The organism is Bacillus sp. JJ675 (assembly GCF_036963165.1).
Classification (GTDB): Bacteria; Bacillota; Bacilli; order Bacillales; family Bacillaceae; genus Bacillus; species Bacillus glycinifermentans.
Genome location: NZ_JBALMR010000029.1, coordinates 1 through 19,201, shown reverse-complemented (window position 1 = coordinate 19,201; position 19,201 = coordinate 1). Strand labels below are relative to the sequence as shown.

General features: G+C 46.1%; 24 protein-coding genes and 1 riboswitch. Of the genes, 12 read left to right on the top strand and 12 right to left on the bottom strand.

Annotation, left to right across the window (positions count from 1 at the left end; all coding sequences use genetic code 11):
- Positions 1 to 71 precede the first annotated feature (71 nt).
- The 4 genes from V7126_RS08230 to V7126_RS08215 form a co-directional block, all read right to left on the bottom strand.
- Entirely contained in the window at positions 72 to 263 is a 192-nt protein-coding gene (locus V7126_RS08230; RefSeq protein WP_046131363.1) for a hypothetical protein, read from the bottom strand.
- A gap of 27 nt (positions 264 to 290) precedes the next feature.
- The gene (locus V7126_RS08225) at positions 291 to 449 is read right to left on the bottom strand and encodes a DUF1540 domain-containing protein (protein ID WP_065894679.1); all 159 of its coding nucleotides are present in this window, start codon (positions 447 to 449) and stop codon (positions 291 to 293) included.
- Positions 450 to 513: 64 nt separating this feature from the next.
- Positions 514 to 1,557 carry a cytochrome d ubiquinol oxidase subunit II gene (locus V7126_RS08220; RefSeq protein WP_173427501.1) on the bottom strand — a complete coding sequence of 348 codons (1,044 nt, stop codon included), beginning with the start codon at positions 1,555 to 1,557 and terminating at the stop codon, positions 514 to 516.
- A gap of 30 nt (positions 1,558 to 1,587) precedes the next feature.
- Positions 1,588 to 2,919 (bottom strand): cytochrome ubiquinol oxidase subunit I, encoded by a 1,332-nt coding sequence (locus V7126_RS08215; protein ID WP_046131361.1) that lies wholly within the window; start codon positions 2,917 to 2,919, stop codon positions 1,588 to 1,590.
- 191 nt (positions 2,920 to 3,110) lie between these two features.
- Here V7126_RS08215 and V7126_RS08210 point away from each other — a divergent pair, with 191 nt between their 5' ends.
- Positions 3,111 to 3,356, top strand: a complete 246-nt coding sequence (locus V7126_RS08210) for a type B 50S ribosomal protein L31 (protein ID WP_175076612.1) — start codon at positions 3,111 to 3,113, stop codon at positions 3,354 to 3,356.
- Between the two features lie 41 nt (positions 3,357 to 3,397).
- Here the strand turns inward: V7126_RS08210 and V7126_RS08205 are convergent, their stop codons facing one another.
- Positions 3,398 to 4,381: a metal ABC transporter solute-binding protein, Zn/Mn family gene (locus tag V7126_RS08205; RefSeq protein WP_335497518.1), complete on the bottom strand. Its 984-nt coding sequence runs from the start codon at positions 4,379 to 4,381 to the stop codon at positions 3,398 to 3,400.
- 201 nt (positions 4,382 to 4,582) lie between these two features.
- Between V7126_RS08205 and V7126_RS08200 the strand changes: the two genes are divergently transcribed.
- Positions 4,583 to 5,152, top strand: a complete 570-nt coding sequence (locus tag V7126_RS08200) for a beta-class carbonic anhydrase (protein WP_335497517.1) — start codon at positions 4,583 to 4,585, stop codon at positions 5,150 to 5,152.
- Here the strand turns inward: V7126_RS08200 and yidD are convergent.
- Complete coding sequence (yidD, locus tag V7126_RS08195; protein ID WP_046131357.1) at positions 5,149 to 5,376, bottom strand: membrane protein insertion efficiency factor YidD; 228 nt, start codon at positions 5,374 to 5,376, stop codon at positions 5,149 to 5,151. The two genes, V7126_RS08200 and yidD, sit on opposite strands and share 4 nt — an antisense overlap.
- A 132-nt stretch (positions 5,377 to 5,508) precedes the next feature.
- Here yidD and V7126_RS08190 point away from each other — a divergent pair, with 132 nt between their 5' ends.
- Both V7126_RS08190 and V7126_RS08185 read left to right on the top strand, forming a co-directional pair.
- The gene (locus tag V7126_RS08190) at positions 5,509 to 5,982 is read left to right on the top strand and encodes an S-ribosylhomocysteine lyase (RefSeq protein WP_247072788.1); all 474 of its coding nucleotides are present in this window, start codon (positions 5,509 to 5,511) and stop codon (positions 5,980 to 5,982) included.
- Between the two features lie 127 nt (positions 5,983 to 6,109).
- A complete protein-coding gene (locus tag V7126_RS08185; RefSeq protein WP_046131355.1) occupies positions 6,110 to 6,556 on the top strand; it encodes a FixH family protein in 447 nt (148 codons plus the stop codon).
- Here the strand turns inward: V7126_RS08185 and ytzI are convergent.
- A complete protein-coding gene (gene ytzI, locus V7126_RS08180) occupies positions 6,550 to 6,699 on the bottom strand; it encodes a YtzI protein (RefSeq protein WP_099047069.1) in 150 nt (49 codons plus the stop codon). The two genes, V7126_RS08185 and ytzI, sit on opposite strands and share 7 nt — an antisense overlap.
- Before the next feature lie 134 nt (positions 6,700 to 6,833).
- Here ytzI and V7126_RS08175 point away from each other — a divergent pair, with 134 nt between their 5' ends.
- The 3 genes from V7126_RS08175 (at position 6,834) to V7126_RS08165 (ending at position 8,195) form a co-directional block, all read left to right on the top strand.
- Positions 6,834 to 7,271, top strand: a complete 438-nt coding sequence (locus V7126_RS08175) for a Dps family protein (protein ID WP_046131354.1) — start codon at positions 6,834 to 6,836, stop codon at positions 7,269 to 7,271.
- A gap of 146 nt (positions 7,272 to 7,417) precedes the next feature.
- Positions 7,418 to 7,822, top strand: coding sequence for a phage holin family protein (locus V7126_RS08170; RefSeq protein WP_046131353.1), 405 nt, complete (start codon positions 7,418 to 7,420; stop codon positions 7,820 to 7,822).
- Positions 7,823 to 7,871: 49 nt separating this feature from the next.
- Positions 7,872 to 8,195, top strand: coding sequence for a hydrolase (locus tag V7126_RS08165; RefSeq protein WP_335497516.1), 324 nt, complete (start codon positions 7,872 to 7,874; stop codon positions 8,193 to 8,195).
- Between the two features lie 46 nt (positions 8,196 to 8,241).
- On the opposite strand, the gene V7126_RS08160 is transcribed toward V7126_RS08165, so the two are convergent.
- The gene (locus V7126_RS08160; protein WP_046131351.1) at positions 8,242 to 9,048 is read right to left on the bottom strand and encodes an AIM24 family protein; all 807 of its coding nucleotides are present in this window, start codon (positions 9,046 to 9,048) and stop codon (positions 8,242 to 8,244) included.
- A gap of 256 nt (positions 9,049 to 9,304) precedes the next feature.
- Here V7126_RS08160 and ytkD point away from each other — a divergent pair, with 256 nt between their 5' ends.
- Complete coding sequence (gene ytkD, locus V7126_RS08155) at positions 9,305 to 9,781, top strand: RNA deprotection pyrophosphohydrolase (RefSeq protein ID WP_335497515.1); 477 nt, start codon at positions 9,305 to 9,307, stop codon at positions 9,779 to 9,781.
- Positions 9,782 to 9,812: 31 nt separating this feature from the next.
- On the opposite strand, the gene V7126_RS08150 is transcribed toward ytkD, so the two are convergent.
- Genes V7126_RS08150 through V7126_RS08140 form a run of 3 tightly spaced genes read right to left on the bottom strand, consistent with a single transcriptional unit; the run spans position 9,813 to position 12,351 of the window.
- Positions 9,813 to 10,625 (bottom strand): ABC transporter permease, encoded by an 813-nt coding sequence (locus V7126_RS08150; protein WP_335497514.1) that lies wholly within the window; start codon positions 10,623 to 10,625, stop codon positions 9,813 to 9,815.
- Positions 10,600 to 11,382 (bottom strand): ABC transporter ATP-binding protein, encoded by a 783-nt coding sequence (locus V7126_RS08145; RefSeq protein ID WP_046131348.1) that lies wholly within the window; start codon positions 11,380 to 11,382, stop codon positions 10,600 to 10,602. Before V7126_RS08145 ends, V7126_RS08150 begins: the two co-directional genes overlap by 26 nt.
- A gap of 12 nt (positions 11,383 to 11,394) precedes the next feature.
- Positions 11,395 to 12,351 (bottom strand): ABC transporter substrate-binding protein, encoded by a 957-nt coding sequence (locus V7126_RS08140; protein ID WP_236809779.1) that lies wholly within the window; start codon positions 12,349 to 12,351, stop codon positions 11,395 to 11,397.
- A gap of 145 nt (positions 12,352 to 12,496) precedes the next feature.
- Between V7126_RS08140 and V7126_RS08135 the strand changes: the two genes are divergently transcribed.
- Both V7126_RS08135 and V7126_RS08130 read left to right on the top strand, forming a co-directional pair.
- Complete coding sequence (locus V7126_RS08135; protein WP_046131346.1) at positions 12,497 to 13,270, top strand: alpha/beta hydrolase family protein; 774 nt, start codon at positions 12,497 to 12,499, stop codon at positions 13,268 to 13,270.
- A 54-nt stretch (positions 13,271 to 13,324) separates the two neighbouring features.
- Positions 13,325 to 13,567: a DUF2584 domain-containing protein gene (locus V7126_RS08130; protein WP_046131345.1), complete on the top strand. Its 243-nt coding sequence runs from the start codon at positions 13,325 to 13,327 to the stop codon at positions 13,565 to 13,567.
- A 41-nt stretch (positions 13,568 to 13,608) separates the two neighbouring features.
- Here the strand turns inward: V7126_RS08130 and pckA are convergent, their stop codons facing one another.
- Positions 13,609 to 15,192, bottom strand: a complete 1,584-nt coding sequence (pckA, locus tag V7126_RS08125) for a phosphoenolpyruvate carboxykinase (ATP) (RefSeq protein ID WP_046131344.1) — start codon at positions 15,190 to 15,192, stop codon at positions 13,609 to 13,611.
- Positions 15,193 to 15,386: 194 nt separating this feature from the next.
- Positions 15,387 to 15,517: riboswitch (SAM riboswitch) on the top strand.
- Positions 15,518 to 15,826: 309 nt separating this feature from the next.
- On the opposite strand from pckA, the gene metK reads away from it, so the two are divergent.
- Both metK and asnB read left to right on the top strand, forming a co-directional pair.
- Positions 15,827 to 17,029: a methionine adenosyltransferase gene (gene metK / locus V7126_RS08120; protein ID WP_046131343.1), complete on the top strand. Its 1,203-nt coding sequence runs from the start codon at positions 15,827 to 15,829 to the stop codon at positions 17,027 to 17,029.
- Positions 17,030 to 17,249: 220 nt separating this feature from the next.
- Positions 17,250 to 19,148, top strand: coding sequence for an asparagine synthase (glutamine-hydrolyzing) (gene asnB / locus V7126_RS08115; RefSeq protein WP_046131342.1), 1,899 nt, complete (start codon positions 17,250 to 17,252; stop codon positions 19,146 to 19,148).
- Positions 19,149 to 19,201 lie beyond the last annotated feature (53 nt).

Genomic DNA, 19,201 nt, shown 5'->3' with positions numbered 1-19,201 from the left:
TTTTGTCAACGGTCTGAAACACGGCACAAATACTGTTTGTGCCGTGTTGTTTTTTAAATAAGCAAACTGTTTTAGTCCCGCAAAAGCAGGTCCTCGTGCACGGTTTGTCCGATCAGTTTGTCTGCCTGCTCAGGCAAACCGTCGAGACATCCGTATTCATAATCCCATAAGTTCATGAAGGAGCGGGCGGCCTTTTGAAAAGAGATTTCATCGGCTCCCTGGATTTCCTGATAAAAAGCCTTTAGCAGCGACTCTCTGTTCATGCCTGTTCCTCCTTCATCACATCTGTTCTAGTGTTCGGGTTTGAATGTTTTACAATCTGTTTCTTCGGTTGTAGAAGCTTTTTCACCTTCGGCATGGCTTACGACGTATATGGCATCAGCCGTACATTTGTTCCCTTTGTCCCAGTACGTGCAATTTGAAACTTCACACAGTATTTTTTGGTCCACTTTTTTTGGCCCCCTTAAAAATAGTGTACGATCTTAGCTTAACCGCCCTGCGCATCGTTCATACTTATTCAGGCTGTTTTATGTACCGCCTGTCCTTCATGAATAATTTCCAGAAGTAATAGAACCCGGGAAATAAAATAATAAAACCGACGATGTACGAGATAAACAACGCTCTGAACGTTTCCGGGGCGGTGAAACCGGATTGTATCGTCACTTCGGGGTGGATCATATACGGCAAATGGGACTTTCCGTAAACGTAGCTGGCCGTAAAATACTGCAGTGTAATCGCAATAACGGAAAGCCGCGGCTTTCCTAACCGGTCCTTATTGTAGGTATTCGGCAGAAACAGTGCGCCTAAGGCCGCCAAAAACAGCAGGAATGATAAAAACAGCCATGGCAGACCGTTCATCATTTTTGTGTAAAGCCAGTTTGCTTCGGTTCTCATTGTCATCATGATGCTTAAGGACATGATCAAAGCGAGCGGTCCGGTGATAAGAGCGTTTCGGCGATACACCTGGTACGCGTCTTTTTCATCGGCCACATTTGAAAAATCAGCGAGCAGCAAAGAAGACAAAAACAGGGTGCTGAAAATGGCAAATCCCATAAACGAGTAGGCGTGCGGACTCAAAAATAAATCGGCGAAATCCAAGCGGTAGCTGCCGTTTTGCCGGTACACAAAATGTCCGTGGGTAATGGGCAAAACGAGAATTAAAACGGCGGGAATAATAAATCCGCTGATTCCCGAAACGTAAGTCAACGCTCTTTCATAGCCTTTAGCAGCGTGGGCAAAAACCAAAAAGCCGCTTCGAATTGCTAACAGCAATAAAATGATGCTGCCCGGAAGCAAAAGCACCGTCCCGAGGACAAACGTTCCGCCCGGGAAAAAGCTGAAAAGGGCCACGACGATTCCGACAATAAAGACATTTGTTACCTCCCACGTCGGGGAAAGGTAGCGATTGGCGATATTCGTCGCTTTCAGCTGCTTTTTATTCATATAAATCATCGACCAAAAACCTGCTCCAAAATCCATGCTCGCCATGACGGCGTAGATAAATATAAATCCCCACACGATCGAAATGGCCAGCAGGGCATCTGTTGTTCCATCCATTTGCATGTATGACTCCCTTCTTTCGTATTGTTACGCTTCCGATGCTTTAAGGTCTTCTTCGACGGGATGGCGTTTAAAATAATATTGCAATACGAAGACCACTGCTGCTCCTAAAATGACGTAGACGATAAAAAACAGGAAAAACAGCAGTCCGATTGATCCTGAGGATGTCACCACTTCAGACGTTTTCTGCATGTGGTAGATCACCCAGGGCTGCCTTCCGGTGCATGCAAACACCCAGCCGAATTCAATTCCAAGCAGGCTGAGCGGCCCTGCCGTCGTGAAAAAGACGAGCATCCAGCGCGGAAAACGATCTTTTTTCAAAACGTTTCGCCAAATAAAGCCGGCCGCTGCGTAAACGATCAGCAGCATGCCGATCAGCACCATTCCGTTAAACAGCGTATGAATGTACAAAGGCGGCCACTCATCACGTGGATACTCATTTAAGCCTTTCACAACGGTGTCAAACCGGTTGTCTGCCAAAAAGCTCAACGCCCACGGTATTTCAATCGCTCCTTTAACTGATTGCGTCTCTTCATCGGGAAATCCTCCGATCGCCAGCGGAGCATAGGACTGCGTTTTAAATAAACCTTCTGCTCCGGCCAGCTTTTCCGGCTGATAGCGGTGAAGAAACTGTGCAGATTCGTGTCCGCTCAGCGCGGTAATTAATGAAAACAGTCCGCCGACGAGCAGTCCGAGCAAAAGCGCTTTTCTGTGAAGGGCATACACTTTTTCATTGTTCCGATTGCGAAGCATTTTATATGCGGCGATCGTTGCAATGATGAAGGCTCCTGTCATAAACGCCGAGACGACGACATGGCTGGCCGTAATGAAAAAGCTTTTATTGAAAAAGGCCGTCCATGGGTGAACATCCGTAATTTCCCCGTTGACGATTTTGAAGCCTTCAGGTGTTCCCTGAAATGCATGGACGTTTGTAATTAAAATGGCTGAAGACGCTGCACCGATAACGATGAAGACGATGGCGGTGATTCTCATGAGCGGAGTCAGCCGGTCAGCCGCATAGACATAAATGGACATAAATAAAGCTTCGATGAAAAATGCGTATATTTCAATTTGAAATGGAAGGGACATTACCTTTCCGATGACTTCCATGAAGCCCGGCCAAAGAAGGGCAAGCTGGGTTCCAGCGATCGTTCCGGTCGGAATGGCGACGCCCAGCAAAACGGCCTGTGCCTTCGTCCATCTTTTCGCCATTATGGCGTAATGGGGATCTTTTGTTTTTTGGTAAATCAGCTCAGCCAGCAAAATCATTAAAGGAACTCCGACACCGAGTGTAGCGAAAATTATATGGAATCCCATCGTTGTTCCGAATAGGCTTCTAGCGAACATTAAATCATTCATCCGGAAAACCACCTTTCATTCACACCATTTTGCTTTTATTGTTTACCTCCTTTTTTAGATTATTCTTCCTGTTCGTCGGGAAATTTGTTAAGATGCTTAAAAATGTAAAAACAGAAGTGAAATTTTGACATGAAGATATTGATGGTTTATAATAAAACGTAATTGTTACGTTTTAAAAAGGAGGAATTATAATGAAACCGAATATTCATCCTAAAACATATCAAGTAATCTTTCAGGATGTAAACAGCGGCTACCGTTTTTTGAGCCGTTCCACGAGAACGTCTGATGAAACGGCCGAATGGGAAGACGGAAAAACGTATCCGGTGATTAAAGTTGAAATCAGCTCAGACACCCATCCGTTTTATACGGGAAGACAAAAATTCAATGAAAGAGGCGGAAGGGTCGAACAGTTTAAGAAACGGTTTAATATGGATTAACGTAAAAACACGCGCATTCCTCGGTTGCGCGTGTTTTGCTTTTATTGATTTGACAATGCTTTTTTCAATACGGACACATTTTCCTCCATGATGCTCAGATAATCCTCGCCGTTTTGTCTATCTTCTTTTGTAACGGATTCAAGGTTTTTCATCGTCAAGCTTTTGGCCCCGATTTCATTTTTAATAATCTCTGAGATTTTGCTGCTGACGTTGTTTTCAAAAATAACGTATTTAATGTCGTGTTCTTTTGCTGTTTTGACGATGTTTTCAAGTTCTTTTTGGGAAGGCTCCTCTGTCGGTGAAAGGCCAAGCACGCTGATCTGTTTGATGCCATAACGCTTTTCCCAGTATCCGTATGCGGCATGCGAGACGAGGATCTCTTTTTTGTCAGCTTTGGCGACTGTCTGTTTAAGCTCTTGATCAAGCTGTTCCAACTCTTTTTTGAGAGATTCATAGTTTTTCGCGAACTCTTTTTTATGCTCCGGTTCCAATGCCGTCAGTTCGTTTTTAATGTTTTCCGCCAGCTTTTCGGCAAGCACCGGGTCAAGCCAGACGTGAGGGTCTTTACCTCCATGGTCATGATCGTGTTCATGTTCGTGATCGTGATCGTGTTCGTGTTCTTCTTCACCGTGTTCGTGCTCTTCTGTTTGGGACAAGAGACCAATGCCTTCGCCGGCTTTGACGATTTTGACGTCGCTGCCTTTTAACGTGTTCACGGCTTTATCCGCGAACCCTTCAACACCGACCCCGGAATAAATGAAAGCATCGGAATCAGAAATCTCCGCCATCGTTTTTGAGCTTGGCTCATACGTATGCGCTTCAACGTTTGGAGGGTATACGCTTTTGACGTTCACATATTCCCCGCCGATTTTTTTGGTGAAATCCTCAAGCGGATAAATGGTTGTGTAGATATCCAATTTTCCGTCGTGTTCTTTATGATCGCCGGAAGCTCCGGTGCTTGAGCAGCCCGCCGTCAGTCCCGCTGCAAGAATGAATGCGGATGCCAATCCGAGTGTTTTTTTCATCGTATTTCTCCTCTCAACGTAAAAACTGAAATCATTACGATTTAACAATTCTGTATCATTGTATCGTAATTATTACGATTTGAAAAGAGGGAAAATAAAAGAAGAAATCGGATTAAAACCGGAAACGCTTTGATGGATGAAAGAAATTGAAATTGTATGGTATATTTAAATATAAAACATTGTTTAGAAAGGAACTGGATCATGAAACTTTTGGACAATATTCTACAGTTTAACAAACAGTTTGTTGAACGCGGGGATTATAAAAAGTATGAAACAAGCAAATTCCCTGACAAAAAAATGGTCATCCTCTCTTGCATGGACACAAGGCTTGTTGAGCTTCTGCCGCACGCGATGAACATGCGCAACGGCGACGTCAAGATCGTCAAAAGCGCGGGCGCCCTTGTCGCCCATCCTTTTGGAAGCATTATGAGAAGCATCCTTGTCGCTGTTTATGAATTGAATGCCGACGAGGTCTGTGTTATCGGCCATCATGACTGCGGGATGAGCAAGTTGAAATCCGAAAGCTTTTTGGACAAGGTAGTCAAGCGCGGCATTCCGAAAGAACGGATTCAAACGCTTGAGTATTCAGGCGTCGATTTTGAACAGTGGCTGAAAAGCTTCGAATCTGTAGAAGCTAGCGTCAAAGACAGTGTCAACGTCATAAGAAACCATCCGCTTTTGCCGGAAGACGTTCCTGTGCACGGGCTTGTCATCGATCCGGAAACGGGCAGACTTGACCTTGTTGTCAACGGCTATAAGGAAGTGCGCTAATCTTTTTGCTTTTTTTCAGGTACTGGATCAACGCCGCCGGGATGGAACGGATGACATTTCAGAATGCGCTTGACGGTCAGCCAGCCTCCTTTGAGGGCGCCGTGTTTCTCAATCGCTTCCAGCCCGTAATTTGAGCAGGTCGGATAAAAGCGGCAGGATGGCGGCAAAATGGGTGATATCCATTTTTGATACGTGCGGATGATCAGCAGGAACAGAGTTTTCATGTTTTCAGCACCTTTTTTTCTTCATATTATAATATAAGAAAAAAGCGTACAAAACGAAAAAGCATTTACCTAAAAACATATCGGTAAAGTGTGATATAATAAAAAAAGACCGATAGAGGGGAGAGAAGAAACATGCCTTCAGTAGAAAGTTTTGAACTTGATCATAATGCAGTTAAAGCGCCTTATGTCAGACATTGCGGCGTTCACAAAGTCGGAACGGACGGCGTCGTCAACAAGTTTGACATCCGCTTTTGCCAGCCGAATAAACAGGCGATGAAGCCTGATACCATTCATACACTGGAGCACCTGCTTGCATTTACGATCCGCACTTACGCGGAAAAATACGACCATTTCGATATTATCGACGTGTCGCCGATGGGCTGTCAGACGGGCTACTACCTTGTCGTAAGCGGTGAGCCGACTGCTGAAGAAATCGTCGATTTGCTTGAAGACACGTTTAAGGAAGCAGTCGAAGTGACGGAAATTCCGGCTGCAAACGAAACGCAGTGCGGCCAGGCGAAGCTTCACGATCTGGAAGGTGCAAAACGCATGATGCGCTTTTGGCTTTCGCAAAATAAGGAAGATTTATTAAAGGTATTTGGATAATGCCTTTCAAACACCGGCTCTTGTGCCGGTGTTTTTCATTTGTTCACAAAGAAAATAATGCCATAAATGCCGGAACTTTGCTACACTTGAATATGTGATATATCATATTTAAAAAAGGGTGATAGGGATGCGTTTAGGTAAATGGGTCATACTCTTTGTTTTAACGGCCGGCCTGTCAGCCTGCGGTCAGGCGGATAAACCGGCATCAACAGAACAGGAGCCAAAGCTGTTGACCGCAAAGCTTACGGCGCCTGAGCATGCGGACAAAAATGAAAAGGCTGTCATTAAAGCGTCCGTGCTTTACGGGGACGAGCCTGTGGCAGATGCTGATGAAGTCGAGTTTGAAGTTTGGAAGTCCGGAGGCAAAGAGAAAAGCGAGCTTGAGAAAGCGAAGAATGAAGGAAAAGGGGTCTACAGCATTTCAAAAGCATTTCCGGAAGACGGGCTTTATAAAGTTCAGGTCCATGTCACGGCTAAGAAGCAGCATACGATGCCGGTAACGGAAGTGAAAGTCGGTTCTGCAAAGGATCAGGCGGGGAACGATGAGGAAGAAGAAAGCGGCCATCATCATTGATCAGGCCGTTCTTCCTCTATCCGGCGGTTTGGCGGAGGGGGGTCGATTCGATGCTGAAAGTCGTACGCTTTTGATGTCGTGACCAGTGATAATGCCAGTACAATGCCTGTAATCAAAAAGCCTGCAACAATCCAGAAGATCATAAAAAACCTCCGTGTTCTTTTTACAATAGTTTACCATATCAGGAAACGGAAATCATGATCAAGAGTAAAAGAAATGTTTTCTGTACAAGCTAAACGGGTAAACCATAAGTGAATCAAAAGGAGGACGATAAGAGATGTCGGAAAAATTGAAAACAGCGGTTAACAAACAAGTTGCAAACTGGACTGTCCTATACGTCAAGCTACATAATTATCACTGGTATGTGAAAGGCAAAGATTTCTTTACGCTGCACGAAAAGTTTGAAGAGCTGTATACGGAAGCCGCCCAATATATAGACGATTTGGCTGAACGCCTGCTGGCCATGCAAGGCTCTCCGGTCGGAACGATGAAGGAGTGCCTTGAAATCTCATCGATCAAAGAAGCTGACGGCGGAGAGACTGCAGAACAGATGGTGCAAAATATTCATGATGACTTTTTGACGGTGGCCGAAGAGCTGAAAAGCGGAATGGAGCTTGCCGATGAAGTGAATGATGAAACGACGGGAGACATGCTTCTCGCCATTCATCAAACGATCGAAAAGCACAACTGGATGCTGAAGGCGTATTTGGGATAATGGATGGACCCGGGCTGATGCCCGGTCTTTTTTGTTCGTTTTAAAGCCTTTTTTATAAATTGTCAAACAATTCATCCAAGCCTTTCAAAGCCGCTTTTCATAGGATAAGCTATGAAAAGTCTTTTTTTGAAAGGATGTTGAAGCGCATGAACAGAGACTTAGGCATCTTTTCGCTATTTTCAATCTGGTTTTCACTTTTCGGATTTTTGTTTGGTGCAATCGAATATTTATTTTTAATATTAATTACGTTAATGGGGATTGAGTTTGTCAGTAACAGTTTAAACGAATGCGTGAACGATCAATTCACGGTCAAGAGCTTGTTTACAAGGCTTGCGAATAAATTTGTCACGCTTTTTCTTATATCTGTGGCGCACTTTTTTGACCAGCTGCTTCAGACGGATAGTTCAATCCGCGATTTTTCGATCGTCTTTTATATTTTGTATGAGACATTTCTGATCGTCGGCACGGCTCATGCGCTGGGAATACCGGTTCCTCAGTTTTTGCTGGAAATTCATGAATTCGTTAAAAATAAATTGCGCCGAAAACGGTAACTTTTTAGAAGCAACAGGCAATACTAACGGGAAAAAGGGATGATTGGCTTTGGAAAAAAGGACATACTATATTTCTGTTCAAGATGGAATGATTTCGCAGCATCCCGGCGCATCTCCCTGGGAATTTCAAATTTCGGCAACCGATGAAGATGTCATTCTGTTAAGGGAATATTTTGACCAGCTCTCCTCCGAGGATTGGATCAACTTTTTCCGGGCGCACGTGCCGGCTGTCGAATACCATTATGACAGCTCAAATGATAAAATGGACGAACTTCGCCGGAATATTTATCAGATGCTTTATCGCCTCGGCAATGAAGAAGCGAAAACATTTATCAGCGAGAACGGCCTTTGTGACATGAAATCCGCTGATTAAAGAAAAACCTCTTCTTAAGATAAAGAAGGGGTTTTTCATCGTGCAGTTATCTTCTGTTATTTAAAATGCTGCCTACGATACCGCCGAGTCCGCCCTGATCTTGACCATGATGCTCCGGCTGGTTCGTCAAGCCCTGGCGTGTATTCTGCCATGCGCTGTTTTGCGTCTCCGCCTTGTAGCGATTATCGTCAAGCCCCACCTTGAGCCCCGATTGTCTTTCAAACGGCTGAACGATCACGATCTGTCCCGGCTGTTGAAATTCAAACATATACGATTCTCCTGAAGTCTGCCCGATGACCGTTTTCCAGTTCACATCCAACGTCACCTTTGGAGCCGGTCCCGTCCAAGCGACGATTGCATCCGGATCGACGCGGCACGGACTTTCAAGAACGAGCGGGTTGCCTGCCGTTTTAACGGCCACTTGTGCACCTGTTCCGTTATATGTAAGCTTTGAAGTGAACAGTCCTTTTTGGGATAAAACGCCGACGCCGACGGGCGTAACACCGTAATGGCAGTCTTCTGTAAACGCGAGCAGATCCTCGCTTTCCACAGAAACGCTCTGCCAAATTCCGTTCGGCTCCAGGTTAATCACCGTGACATGCTCGCCTTGATCGGCTAAATAGCAGACTCCGCGGCCGGTTACTTCCATCATTTCGAGATTTTCCCCGGTCAATTTTCTGCTTAAATGATTGAATACCTGCTTGACGATATTTCCCTGGTTTGTCCCGAGCAGCCGTTTGCTGTATTTCAATTGGCCCTGATCGGCGATCATCGCGCCTTTCTTCGCAAAAAAACGTCCGCTTCCTTCTGCTTTCAGTGTTAATTCTTGTTCTGTATCAAAATGAAAACTCAATATATGACAACTCCTTGCTTGTCTGAAGCTAGCAATTTATGAAACTATCGCATCACTATAAACACGCAGAGCTCATGCAGAAGGTTTCTATCCCATCCGATTTTTTTGCTTCCAAATACGGTGTTTTAGAGAGCGCCCTTTTGTGAAACAATAAAATGAAAATTTACAGCTTGCAAATGTACAAAAGCACTACAGAAAAAATGGATATGTGATATGATGAGTTGAAGAAGCAAGGAAACGGATTAGAGGGATCATGATGTACGAATTTAAAGACTTTTACCGGAACACGGTTCAGCTCTCCTTTGAAAATCATCCCTTTTCACAAGCGCCAAAGCATGTGTGGGTGATCTGCCGCTATCAAAATCAGTGGCTTTTAACGAATCACCAGGACAGAGGATACGAGTTCCCCGGCGGCAAAGTAGAGCCTTTTGAAAATGCCGAGGAAGCAGCGCTGCGTGAAGTGAAAGAGGAGACGGGAGCCGATGTGAAAAAGCTGACATATATCGGGCAATATAAAGTCCTTGGCAGGGAAAAAGTGATAATCAAAAATATTTACTTTGCCGAGATTGATAAAATTGAAAAACAGGAAACGTACTATGAGACGAAAGGTCCTGTTTTAATGGACGATCTGCCGGAGGATATAGTAAAAAACAGAAAATACAGCTTTATTATGAAAGACTCCGTCCTGAAAATCAGCCTTGAGAAGCTGAAAAAAGACGGCATGATCAAATAAAAGCCCCGCTTACCCGGGGCTTTTTCGATATTTATGTTCTTCCCTTCATCAATTTCTTCTCTAACAGCTCGACGCACTGGTACATGATCGTTGCAAAGACGGCGATAATCAAAAGGCTCAGCATCACGAGCGTGAAATTAAAGACCTGGAACCCGTAAATGATCATATAGCCCAGACCTTGTGCCGATACTAAAAATTCCCCGACGATGACCCCGACCCAGCTCAGCCCGACATTTACTTTCAAAGCAGAAATGATTGTCGGAATCGATGCAGGAAGAAGCACCTCTTTAAAAATTTCGCTTTTTGTGGCCCCAAACGTTTTCATGACTTTTATATAATTTTCGTCGATTTCCTGAAAGGATGTATAGACGACGATTGTGGTAATGATCACGCTGATGATGGCGCCCATGGCGATGATGCTCGAAAGACTCGGGCCGATGGCGACGATGAGGATCGGGCCAAGCGCGACCTTGGGCATCGCATTAAGGACGACGAGATACGGGTCCAATATTTTGGAAAGGCGCGGGAACCACCATAAAAGAGCGGCCAGAAACGTCCCGAGCAAAGTCCCGAAGAGAAAGCCGAGAATCGTTTCAAATACTGTGACACCGATGTGCCCGGGCAATGAACCGTCTCCCATTTTCTCAAGGAAAAGCGCCCAGACGGCCGAAGGGGAGCTGAAGATGAGCGGATCGATCCATGCCAATCGGCTGGCCGTTTCCCAGAGCGCGAAAAAAATGATAAAGATCGCAGCTTGATAAAAACGGACCCGCCTTTTTTCCGTCTGCTGCTGTTTTAAAAACTCCTGATGAAGGACATCAACTTTCTGCCCGATGTTGTTCAAGGTGATTGAGCTCCTTCCATATGTTCTGAAAAAGGGATTGAAAATCCGGCTCCTGCCTTGCTTCAAAAGGTGTCATTCCTTTTAGGGAATCAGGGACGGCAAAGGTTTTATGAATCGTCCCGGGCTGTTTTGAAAACAGCAAAATCCGGTCGCTCATCGCAATCGCCTCACCGATATCATGGGTGACGAGAACGGCTGTTTTTTGATAGGTCTTTAATGTGTTGAATACCAAATCTTCAAGGTTCAGTTTTGTCTGATAGTCAAGAGCTGAAAAGGGTTCATCCAAAAGCAGGATATCCGGGTCGACGGCAAGGGTGCGGGCGAGCGCGGCTCTCTGTCTCATGCCGCCTGAAAGCTCCTTCGGATATTTTTTTTCGACATGGTAAAGTCCGAGCTTTTCCAGCAGCTCCAAAGCGCTTTTTTCCGTCTCAGGGGTCAGCTTGTTGGAAATATGCAAGCCGATTAAGACGTTTTCCTCAATGGTTTTCCAGGGAAATAAATAATCCTGCTGCAGCATGTAGCCGATTTGCAGGTCTTTTTCGCCGGGTTTGCGGTTTTCAATCAATACGCGTCCTGCTGTGGGAGACACGATGCCTGCGATGATTGACAGCAGCGTCGTTTTGCCGCAGCCGCTCGGGCCGAGAAAGGAAACGAATTCGCCCTTTTCCGCTTCAAAACTGATATTTTCGAGCGCTGCCGTTTTTTCTTTCAGGGAAAAATAAGTATGTGTGACGTCCTGAACTTGCAAAAAAGACAATGCGGCCACCTCCTAGTGATTTTTTGTGACCTTTTCGGCGATCTTTGTATTGACCAGTTCGTGATGGGAGGTGCGTTTCGGCAGTTCGCCGGCTTCATCCATAATGGTTTGAAGCTGATTCCATTCCTCTTCATCCAAAATCGGATCGTGTGCAAAGGACTTTTGCTGTTTATACCGTTCGATCGACGATTCAAGGATCGAAGGTTCCGTATCTTTAAAAAACTGGTCCTGGATGCTCTGCGCGGCTTCTTTTGAAGAGTGCGACCCGACCCATTGCTGCGCTTTGTAGATCGCCCGGGTGAATTTTTCCGCCGTTTTTTCGTTTTTCTTTAAATAGCTTTGTTTTGCCATAAATGTCGTATAGGGAATGCGGCCCGATTCTTTGCCGAAGGAGGCGACAATGCGGCCGATGCCTTCTTTTTCAAAAATGGAGGCCTGGGGTTCGAAAAGCTGAACGTAGTCACCTGTTCCGGAAGCGAAGCTGTTTGGAATATTCGCAAAATCAATCGTTTGGATTAAATCGATATCATGTTTCGGGTCAATGCCCTTCTGTTTTAAGACAAACTCTCCGGCCATTTGGGGCATTCCGCCTTTGCGCTGTCCGAGAAAGGTTTTTCCTTTCAGCTCTTTCCAGCTAAAGTTATCCGCTTTTTTGCGGGCGACGAGGAACGTTCCGTCCGTTTGGGTTAGCTGGGCAAAATTGACGGCGGGGTCGCTTGCGCCTTGGGCATTGACATAAATGGAAGTTTCAGAGCCGACAAGCGCGATATCGGCGCCGTTCGACAAGAGGGCCGTCATCGTTTTATCGCCGCCCCACGTCGTTTTCAGTTCGACATCCAAACCCTCTTCCTTAAAAAAACCTTCGGAGATGGCGATATATAAAGGCGTGTAGAAAACGGAACGGGTCACTTCCGCAAGCCGGACTTTTTCGGTTTTGACTCCGCTGCAGGAAGCGAGGATAAACAGCATCAGGGTGAAGGATAATATGTTAAAAAAGAAACGCTTCAAACCGATTTCCCTCCTTTAATTTCGGTTGCTTTCGGCATAAAATAGTTTATGTTAAATGCAAAACAGGTGTGAGGGACGACTGCGGATTATCAGAGGTGAGCCATACATGTGGATAGAAAAAAGGAGGTTCCCGTCTCCGAATAAACGGATTCGCCTGTTTTCCGTCACCTATTTGTCGCAGGGGCTCAAGGTCAAGGGGCTGCTGGCTGAACCGGCTGCTCCCGGCCGCTATGACGGATTTTTGTATTTGCGGGGCGGGATCAAAAATGTCGGGATGGTCAGGCCCGGACGAATCGTCCAATTTGCTTCGCAAGGGTTTGTCGTTTTTGCGCCGTACTACAGAGGAAACCAGGGCGGTGAGGGCAATGAAGATTTTGCCGGAGACGATAGAGAAGATGCATTTGCCGCTTTTCGCCTTCTTCAGAACCACGAGCTTGTGAACGATCGGCGGGTTCACATTTTCGGGTTTTCAAGAGGCGGGATCATGGGCATTTTAACGGCGATAGAAATGGGATCTGCCGCCGCTTCATTCGTTTCCTGGGGAGGGGTCAGCGATATGGCCTTGACTTACCGCGAGCGCAAAGACCTGCGGAGAATGATGAAACGGGTCATTGGAGGTACGCCGGAGAAAGTGCCGGAAGCGTACGGGCGGAGGACGCCGTTTGACAAAATCGGCAGCATCGAAGCGCCGGTGCTGCTCATCCACGGTGCAAAGGATGAGAATGTTTCGATTGAGCACGCGAGACACCTCGAACGGGAATTGATCAGTCAAAAAAAGCCGGTCGAAACATGGTATTTCAATCAGTTCACCCATTACTTTCCCCCCAAGGAGAACAGGCGGATTGTAAGGGACCTTGCGCAATGGATGAAAAGCAGGTAATGGACAAGTTATGGTAAACTAATGCTGACAGATAAAAAGGAGGGGGATTTTCTGATGGGAATGCCTGTTGAATTTAATACGATGATCGTCACGAAAGGAAAAGAAACGCGGGTAGAGGAAAATGTATTTACACTTGAAAAAGAAGGCTATCGTGTTTACCCTCTTCATGTGCCGATAGAAGTCAAAAAGACGAAGAACGGCGATGTGACGGGAACCGCCCATGCGGAGCGCCTGGAATGGTCGGAAGGGCGCACTCATTTAACATATAGACTCGTTTCTTTAAACTCGACGAATTAAACATAAAAGCCAAGGCGCTGTCCGCGACCTTGGCTTTATCGTTAAACTAGAGGGCCTCCCGTTTTTTCGAGGTCTCCCGTATTGGAAAACTTTTTGAAGTTCTTTTTGAACTCATTTGCCAACTGGCTCGCTTTTTCTTCGTACTCCTTTTCATCCGCCCACGTCTTCGCCGGATCGAGCACCTGGTCAGGAACGCCTGGAACGTGGATCGGCGTATGCAGGCCGAAAATCCGGTCCGTTCTCATCTCGGCGTTGTCCAAATCCCCTTCGATTGCCGCGCGCACCATTGCCCTCGTGTAAGCCAGGCTCATTCTTTTCCCGACTCCGTAGCCTCCGCCGGTCCATCCTGTGTTGACAAGGAACACGCTGACACCGTGTTCGTCAATTTTCTTGCCGAGCATTTCCGCGTAAACGTGAGCAGGAAGCGGAAGGAACGGCGAACCGAAGCACGTTGAGAAGGTCGCTTCAGGAGAGGTGATGCCGCGTTCTGTTCCGGCAAGCTTGCTCGTATATCCGCTCAAGAAATGGTACATCGCCTGCTCTTTCGTCAGCTTGCTGATCGGAGGCAGCACGCCGAACGCATCTGCCGTTAAAAATACAATCGTCTGCGGATGTCCTGCAATACTTGGCAGTACGATGTTATCGATCGCATCTATCGGATAGGCCGCTCTCGTGTTTTCCGTATAAAATGCATCATCATAGTCCGGCTCCCCGGTCGCATCGTCAACAACGACATTTTCCAGGACGGAGCCGAAGCGGATCGCCCGGTAAATCTGCGGCTCTTTTTCTTCGCTTAAATGTATGCATTTTGCATAGCAGCCGCCTTCAATATTGAAGATTCCCGTACTTGACCAGCCGTGTTCATCGTCTCCGATCAGCCTGCGGTTCGGATCTGCGGACAGCGTCGTTTTTCCCGTCCCGGATAAGCCGAAGAAGAGGGCTGTGCCGCCTTCTTCGCCAATGTTGGCAGAACAGTGCATCGGCAAAATGTTTCGTTCGGGAAGAAGGTAGTTCATAATGGAGAAAATCGATTTTTTCATTTCTCCGGCGTATTCTGTGCCCCCGATTAAGATGGTGCGCTTTTCAAACGATACGATGATGAACGTTTCCGATTTGGTGCCGTCGATCAGCGGATCGGCTTTGAAATTCGGCGCCGAAAGAATCGTAAAAGGCTCTTCAGCCGCTTGCCGGGAGCGGCCGTCAGGTCTGATGAACAGCTGTCTTGCGAACAGGTTATGCCACGCAAATTCGTTGACGACAGTAATCGGAAGCCGGTATTTTTCGTCTGCACCCGCAAACCCCTCAAATACAAACAGTTCCTCGCGCTCCTTTAAATAGCTGACGACTTTTGTGTAAAGGCGGTCAAAAGCTTCTTCCGAAATCGGCTGATTCACCGCGCCCCAGTCGATCTTCTCTTTTGTGCTTTTTTCTTCTACGATGAATTTGTCTTTCGGAGAGCGGCCGGTATATGTACCGGTCGTCGCGCGCACGGCTCCGGATGATGTCAAAATTCCCTCTTTCCGCTCAAGAACCTTTTCAACCAAATGGGGAACGGATAAATTAAATTGAACGTTTTTGCCTGACAATAACGTTTGCAAATCGTTCGTTGCATCTACAGAGTTCATAAAAAACCTTCCTTTGCGTGTTATTTAATGTGTATAACATTAATGTAGAATTAGTATAACACATTTGTTCTTATAGTCTATACTGTTTATCAAATTTCGTGCGGGTTTTTTCTTTATGTACGGTGTGCAAATTTATTTCTGCTTATATTGACATGACAAGTCATTTTAAGATAAGATATTTCATTGAGCGGATACTCTTATCCCGAGCTGGCGGAGGGACAGGCCCAATGAAGCCCAGCAACCGGTTTCTCTTCATCATCACAGTTTCGAGACAACTACGGTGCTAACCTGATGCAAGGTTTTGACATACCTTGAGCGATAAGAGTGAAAGGCACGCACTACCAGACCCTTTCCTCAGCGAACAGGAAAAGGTTTTTTTATTGCATAAAAAATCATGCCTTCAGGAGGAAGGTACTGGGCGTTTTTCACATAAAAGTGAAAGGTTTTGGCCGAGTATCCGGGCAATAGGAGACGCTGGAAAAGCCTCTTTCCATAGACGGCTTGGCGTCCCGATTAGCGAAGCCTTTCAGACGAGAGAGTATGAAGCCCGAGTATCGTCATATAATTAAGAGAGACGAGTTCCGTATCATACCTTAAGATCACGGCTGATCTTCATATACAGGAGGAAACATACATGAGCAAAAATCGTCGGTTATTTACATCAGAGTCAGTTACGGAGGGACATCCGGACAAAATTTGCGATCAGATTTCGGATAGTATATTAGACGAAATTTTAAAGAAAGATCCGAATGCCCGCGTTGCATGCGAAACATCTGTGACGACCGGCTTGGTGCTGGTAAGCGGTGAAATCACGACATCCACGTACGTGGATATCCCGAAAACGGTTCGTGAAACGATTAAAGAAATTGGATACACGCGCGCAAAATACGGCTTTGACGCAGAAACGTGCGCGGTGTTGACGTCGATAGATGAGCAGTCTCCGGATATTGCGATGGGGGTTGACCAGGCGCTTGAAGCACGTGAAGGAGCGATGAGCGACGCTGAAATCGAAGCGATCGGAGCCGGTGACCAAGGCCTGATGTTCGGTTTTGCGTGCAATGAAACAAAAGAGCTCATGCCTCTGCCGATTTCTCTTGCTCACAAACTGTCCCGCCGTTTGACCGAAGTTCGCAAAGAGGAAATTCTTCCATACTTGCGCCCGGACGGAAAGACGCAGGTGACCGTCGAATATGATGAGAATAACAAACCGGTCCGCATCGATACGATCGTTATTTCTACGCAGCACCATCCGGAAATTTCGCTGGAACAGATTCAGCGCAATCTGAAAGAACATGTGATTAACCCGGTTGTTCCGCAAGACCTGATCGATGAAAACACAAAATATTTTATTAACCCGACAGGCCGCTTTGTCATCGGAGGACCGCAAGGCGACGCAGGCTTGACAGGACGAAAAATCATTGTTGACACATACGGCGGATACGCGCGCCACGGCGGCGGAGCGTTCTCCGGAAAAGACGCGACCAAAGTCGACAGATCCGCGGCTTATGCAGCGAGATATGTGGCGAAAAACATCGTGGCAGCAGGGCTTGCTGATTCATGCGAAGTGCAGCTTGCTTATGCGATCGGCGTCGCACAGCCTGTATCCATTTCAGTCAATACGTTCGGCACCGGCAAAGCCAGCGAAGAGAAATTGATCGACGTGGTTCGCAAAAACTTTGATTTGAGACCTGCCGGCATTATCAAAATGCTTGACTTGCGCCGTCCGATCTATAAACAAACGGCAGCTTACGGACATTTTGGACGCCCTGATCTTGATCTGCCTTGGGAGCGCACAGATAAAGCAGATCAATTGCGCAAAGAGGCGTTAGGGGAATAATCGCATAGCCGCTTACACAAGCGGCTTTGTTTTTGATGGCAAAAATAAGCGGGTTTTGAAACTTGAAAAATATCCAGATTGACTATCGTTTTTTGTTAGAAAACAAGGATTCTAATGTGAACATTTTTCAGGTTTTTTGAAACGTTTTTCTTTAAACACATGTCTAATAAAGCAGCAGATACAGTCTGCTTCGAAATCTTAAACAATCGGAGGCAATACTATGTGTGGATTTGTAGGGGTATTCAATCATCGCCCATCATCCGAGACAGCAGCCCAGGAAGAATTAATTAAGCAAATGAACGAAATGATTGTACACCGCGGTCCGGACGATGATGGGTATTATCATGATGAACATGTAGGCTTCGGATTTAGAAGACTGAGCATCATCGATGTGGAAAACGGGGGACAGCCTCTGTCATATGAAGATGATTCATACTGGATTATTTTTAACGGAGAAATCTATAACTATATAGAGCTTAAGGAAGAACTGATCTCAAAAGGCTATGAATTTAAGACTGATTCCGATACGGAAGTTCTTCTTGCGACATACCGCCATTACAAACAAGAAGCGGCAGCAAAGCTGCGGGGAATGTTCGCATTTTTGATCTGGGATAAACAAGAGCAGCTTCTGTACGGCGCGCGCGATCCGTTTGGAATCAAACCGCTCTATTTTACGAAAACGGACGGACATGTCTACTTCGCATCAGAGAGAAAAAGCCTGATGCCTGTCAGCGCCGATGTGGAATTTAATGAAAAGGCGCTTCAGCAGTATGCTTCATTCCAATTTGTTCCTGAACCTGAAACGCTTGATCAAAAGGTGCAGAAAGTGGAGCCGGGCCAGCAGTTTACGATCCGGCCGAATGAAGACATTCAATTTAAAACGTACTGGAAAGTCCAATTTAAGCCTGTGCAGACGGACGAGGACAAGCTTGTCCAAGAGGTAAGGGACGCCATTTTTGATTCCGTGAAAGTACATATGAGAAGCGACGTGCCTGTCGGTTCATTCCTTTCAGGCGGTATCGATTCTTCCTTTATCGTGTCCGTTGCCAAGCAATTTCATCCAAATTTAAAAACGTTCTCGGTCGGTTTTGAACATGAAGGCTTCAGTGAAGTCGACGTGGCGAAAGAGACCGCCGAAAAGCTCGGTCTGGAAAACTTCAGCACGGTCATTTCGCCTGAAGAGTACATGAACGAGCTTCCGAAGATCGTCTGGCATTTGGATGACCCGCTTGCAGATCCTGCGGCGATTCCTTTGTATTTTGTCGCTAAGGAAGCGAAAAAACAAGTGACGGTCGTCTTGTCCGGAGAAGGGGCTGATGAGCTTTTCGGCGGATATAACATTTACCGCGAGCCTCTGTCATTAAAGCCGTTCGAACGGATTCCGTCTCCTTTGAAAAAGATGCTTCTCTATGTGGCGTCCGCGATGCCTGAGGGCATGAAAGGGAAAAGCTTCTTAATGAGGGGATGCACGCCTCTTGAAGAGAGATATATCGGCAATGCGAAGATTTTCGAAGAAGGCATGAAATCGAAGCTTCTTCGCCAATATGACGAACATATCACATACCGTGATGTGACAAAGCCGTTTTTTGAAGAAAGCAAGTCTTACAGCGACATCAATAAAATGCAGTATGTCGACATTCATACGTGGCTGCGCGGCGATATTTTGCTGAAAGCCGATAAAATGACGATGGCCAATTCCCTTGAACTCCGGGTTCCGTTCTTGGATAAAGTCGTCTTTGAAGCGGCTTCCAAAATTCCGGAAGAGCTCAAAACGAAAAACGGCACGACAAAGTATCTGCTTAGAAAAGCGGCTGAAGGCATCGTTCCTGAACACGTGCTAAACCGCAAAAAGCTGGGCTTCCCTGTGCCGATCCGCCACTGGCTGAAAAATGAAATGCATGACTGGGCCGTTGGCATTATTAAAGAGAGTCAAACAGATGCATATATTCATAAAGATTATGTGCTGCAGCTTCTTGAAGACCATTGCGCCAACAAAGCGGACAACAGCCGCAAAATCTGGACAGTCCTCATCTTCATGATCTGGCACAGCATTTTCGTTGAAAAGCGCTTTGTGCCTGAAGAGCTGAACCATCAGCCGAAGGAAGTCATTATCGTATAAGCATAAGAAAAAGGTTTTCGATTTATCGAAAACCTTTCAGACCGTTGACAAAA

Excerpts from the sequence above, each read along its gene's own strand:
- V7126_RS08230 (WP_046131363.1), bottom strand. The coding sequence starts at position 263 with ATGAACAGAGAGTCGCTGCTAAAGGCTTTTTATCAGGAAATCCAGGGA.
- V7126_RS08220 (WP_173427501.1), bottom strand. The coding sequence starts at position 1,557 with ATGGATGGAACAACAGATGCCCTGCTGGCCATTTCGATCGTGTGGGGA.
- V7126_RS08215 (WP_046131361.1), bottom strand. The coding sequence starts at position 2,919 with ATGAATGATTTAATGTTCGCTAGAAGCCTATTCGGAACAACGATGGGA.
- V7126_RS08210 (WP_175076612.1), top strand. The coding sequence starts at position 3,111 with ATGAAACCGAATATTCATCCTAAAACATATCAAGTAATCTTTCAGGAT.
- V7126_RS08205 (WP_335497518.1), bottom strand. The coding sequence starts at position 4,381 with ATGAAAAAAACACTCGGATTGGCATCCGCATTCATTCTTGCAGCGGGA.
- V7126_RS08200 (WP_335497517.1), top strand. The coding sequence starts at position 4,583 with ATGAAACTTTTGGACAATATTCTACAGTTTAACAAACAGTTTGTTGAA.
- yidD (WP_046131357.1), bottom strand. The coding sequence starts at position 5,376 with ATGAAAACTCTGTTCCTGCTGATCATCCGCACGTATCAAAAATGGATA.
- V7126_RS08190 (WP_247072788.1), top strand. The coding sequence starts at position 5,509 with ATGCCTTCAGTAGAAAGTTTTGAACTTGATCATAATGCAGTTAAAGCG.
- V7126_RS08185 (WP_046131355.1), top strand. The coding sequence starts at position 6,110 with ATGCGTTTAGGTAAATGGGTCATACTCTTTGTTTTAACGGCCGGCCTG.
- ytzI (WP_099047069.1), bottom strand. The coding sequence starts at position 6,699 with ATGATCTTCTGGATTGTTGCAGGCTTTTTGATTACAGGCATTGTACTG.
- V7126_RS08175 (WP_046131354.1), top strand. The coding sequence starts at position 6,834 with ATGTCGGAAAAATTGAAAACAGCGGTTAACAAACAAGTTGCAAACTGG.
- V7126_RS08170 (WP_046131353.1), top strand. The coding sequence starts at position 7,418 with ATGAACAGAGACTTAGGCATCTTTTCGCTATTTTCAATCTGGTTTTCA.
- ytkD (WP_335497515.1), top strand. The coding sequence starts at position 9,305 with ATGTACGAATTTAAAGACTTTTACCGGAACACGGTTCAGCTCTCCTTT.
- V7126_RS08140 (WP_236809779.1), bottom strand. The coding sequence starts at position 12,351 with ATGCTGTTTATCCTCGCTTCCTGCAGCGGAGTCAAAACCGAAAAAGTC.
- V7126_RS08135 (WP_046131346.1), top strand. The coding sequence starts at position 12,497 with ATGTGGATAGAAAAAAGGAGGTTCCCGTCTCCGAATAAACGGATTCGC.
- V7126_RS08130 (WP_046131345.1), top strand. The coding sequence starts at position 13,325 with ATGGGAATGCCTGTTGAATTTAATACGATGATCGTCACGAAAGGAAAA.
- pckA (WP_046131344.1), bottom strand. The coding sequence starts at position 15,192 with ATGAACTCTGTAGATGCAACGAACGATTTGCAAACGTTATTGTCAGGC.
- metK (WP_046131343.1), top strand. The coding sequence starts at position 15,827 with ATGAGCAAAAATCGTCGGTTATTTACATCAGAGTCAGTTACGGAGGGA.
- asnB (WP_046131342.1), top strand. The coding sequence starts at position 17,250 with ATGTGTGGATTTGTAGGGGTATTCAATCATCGCCCATCATCCGAGACA.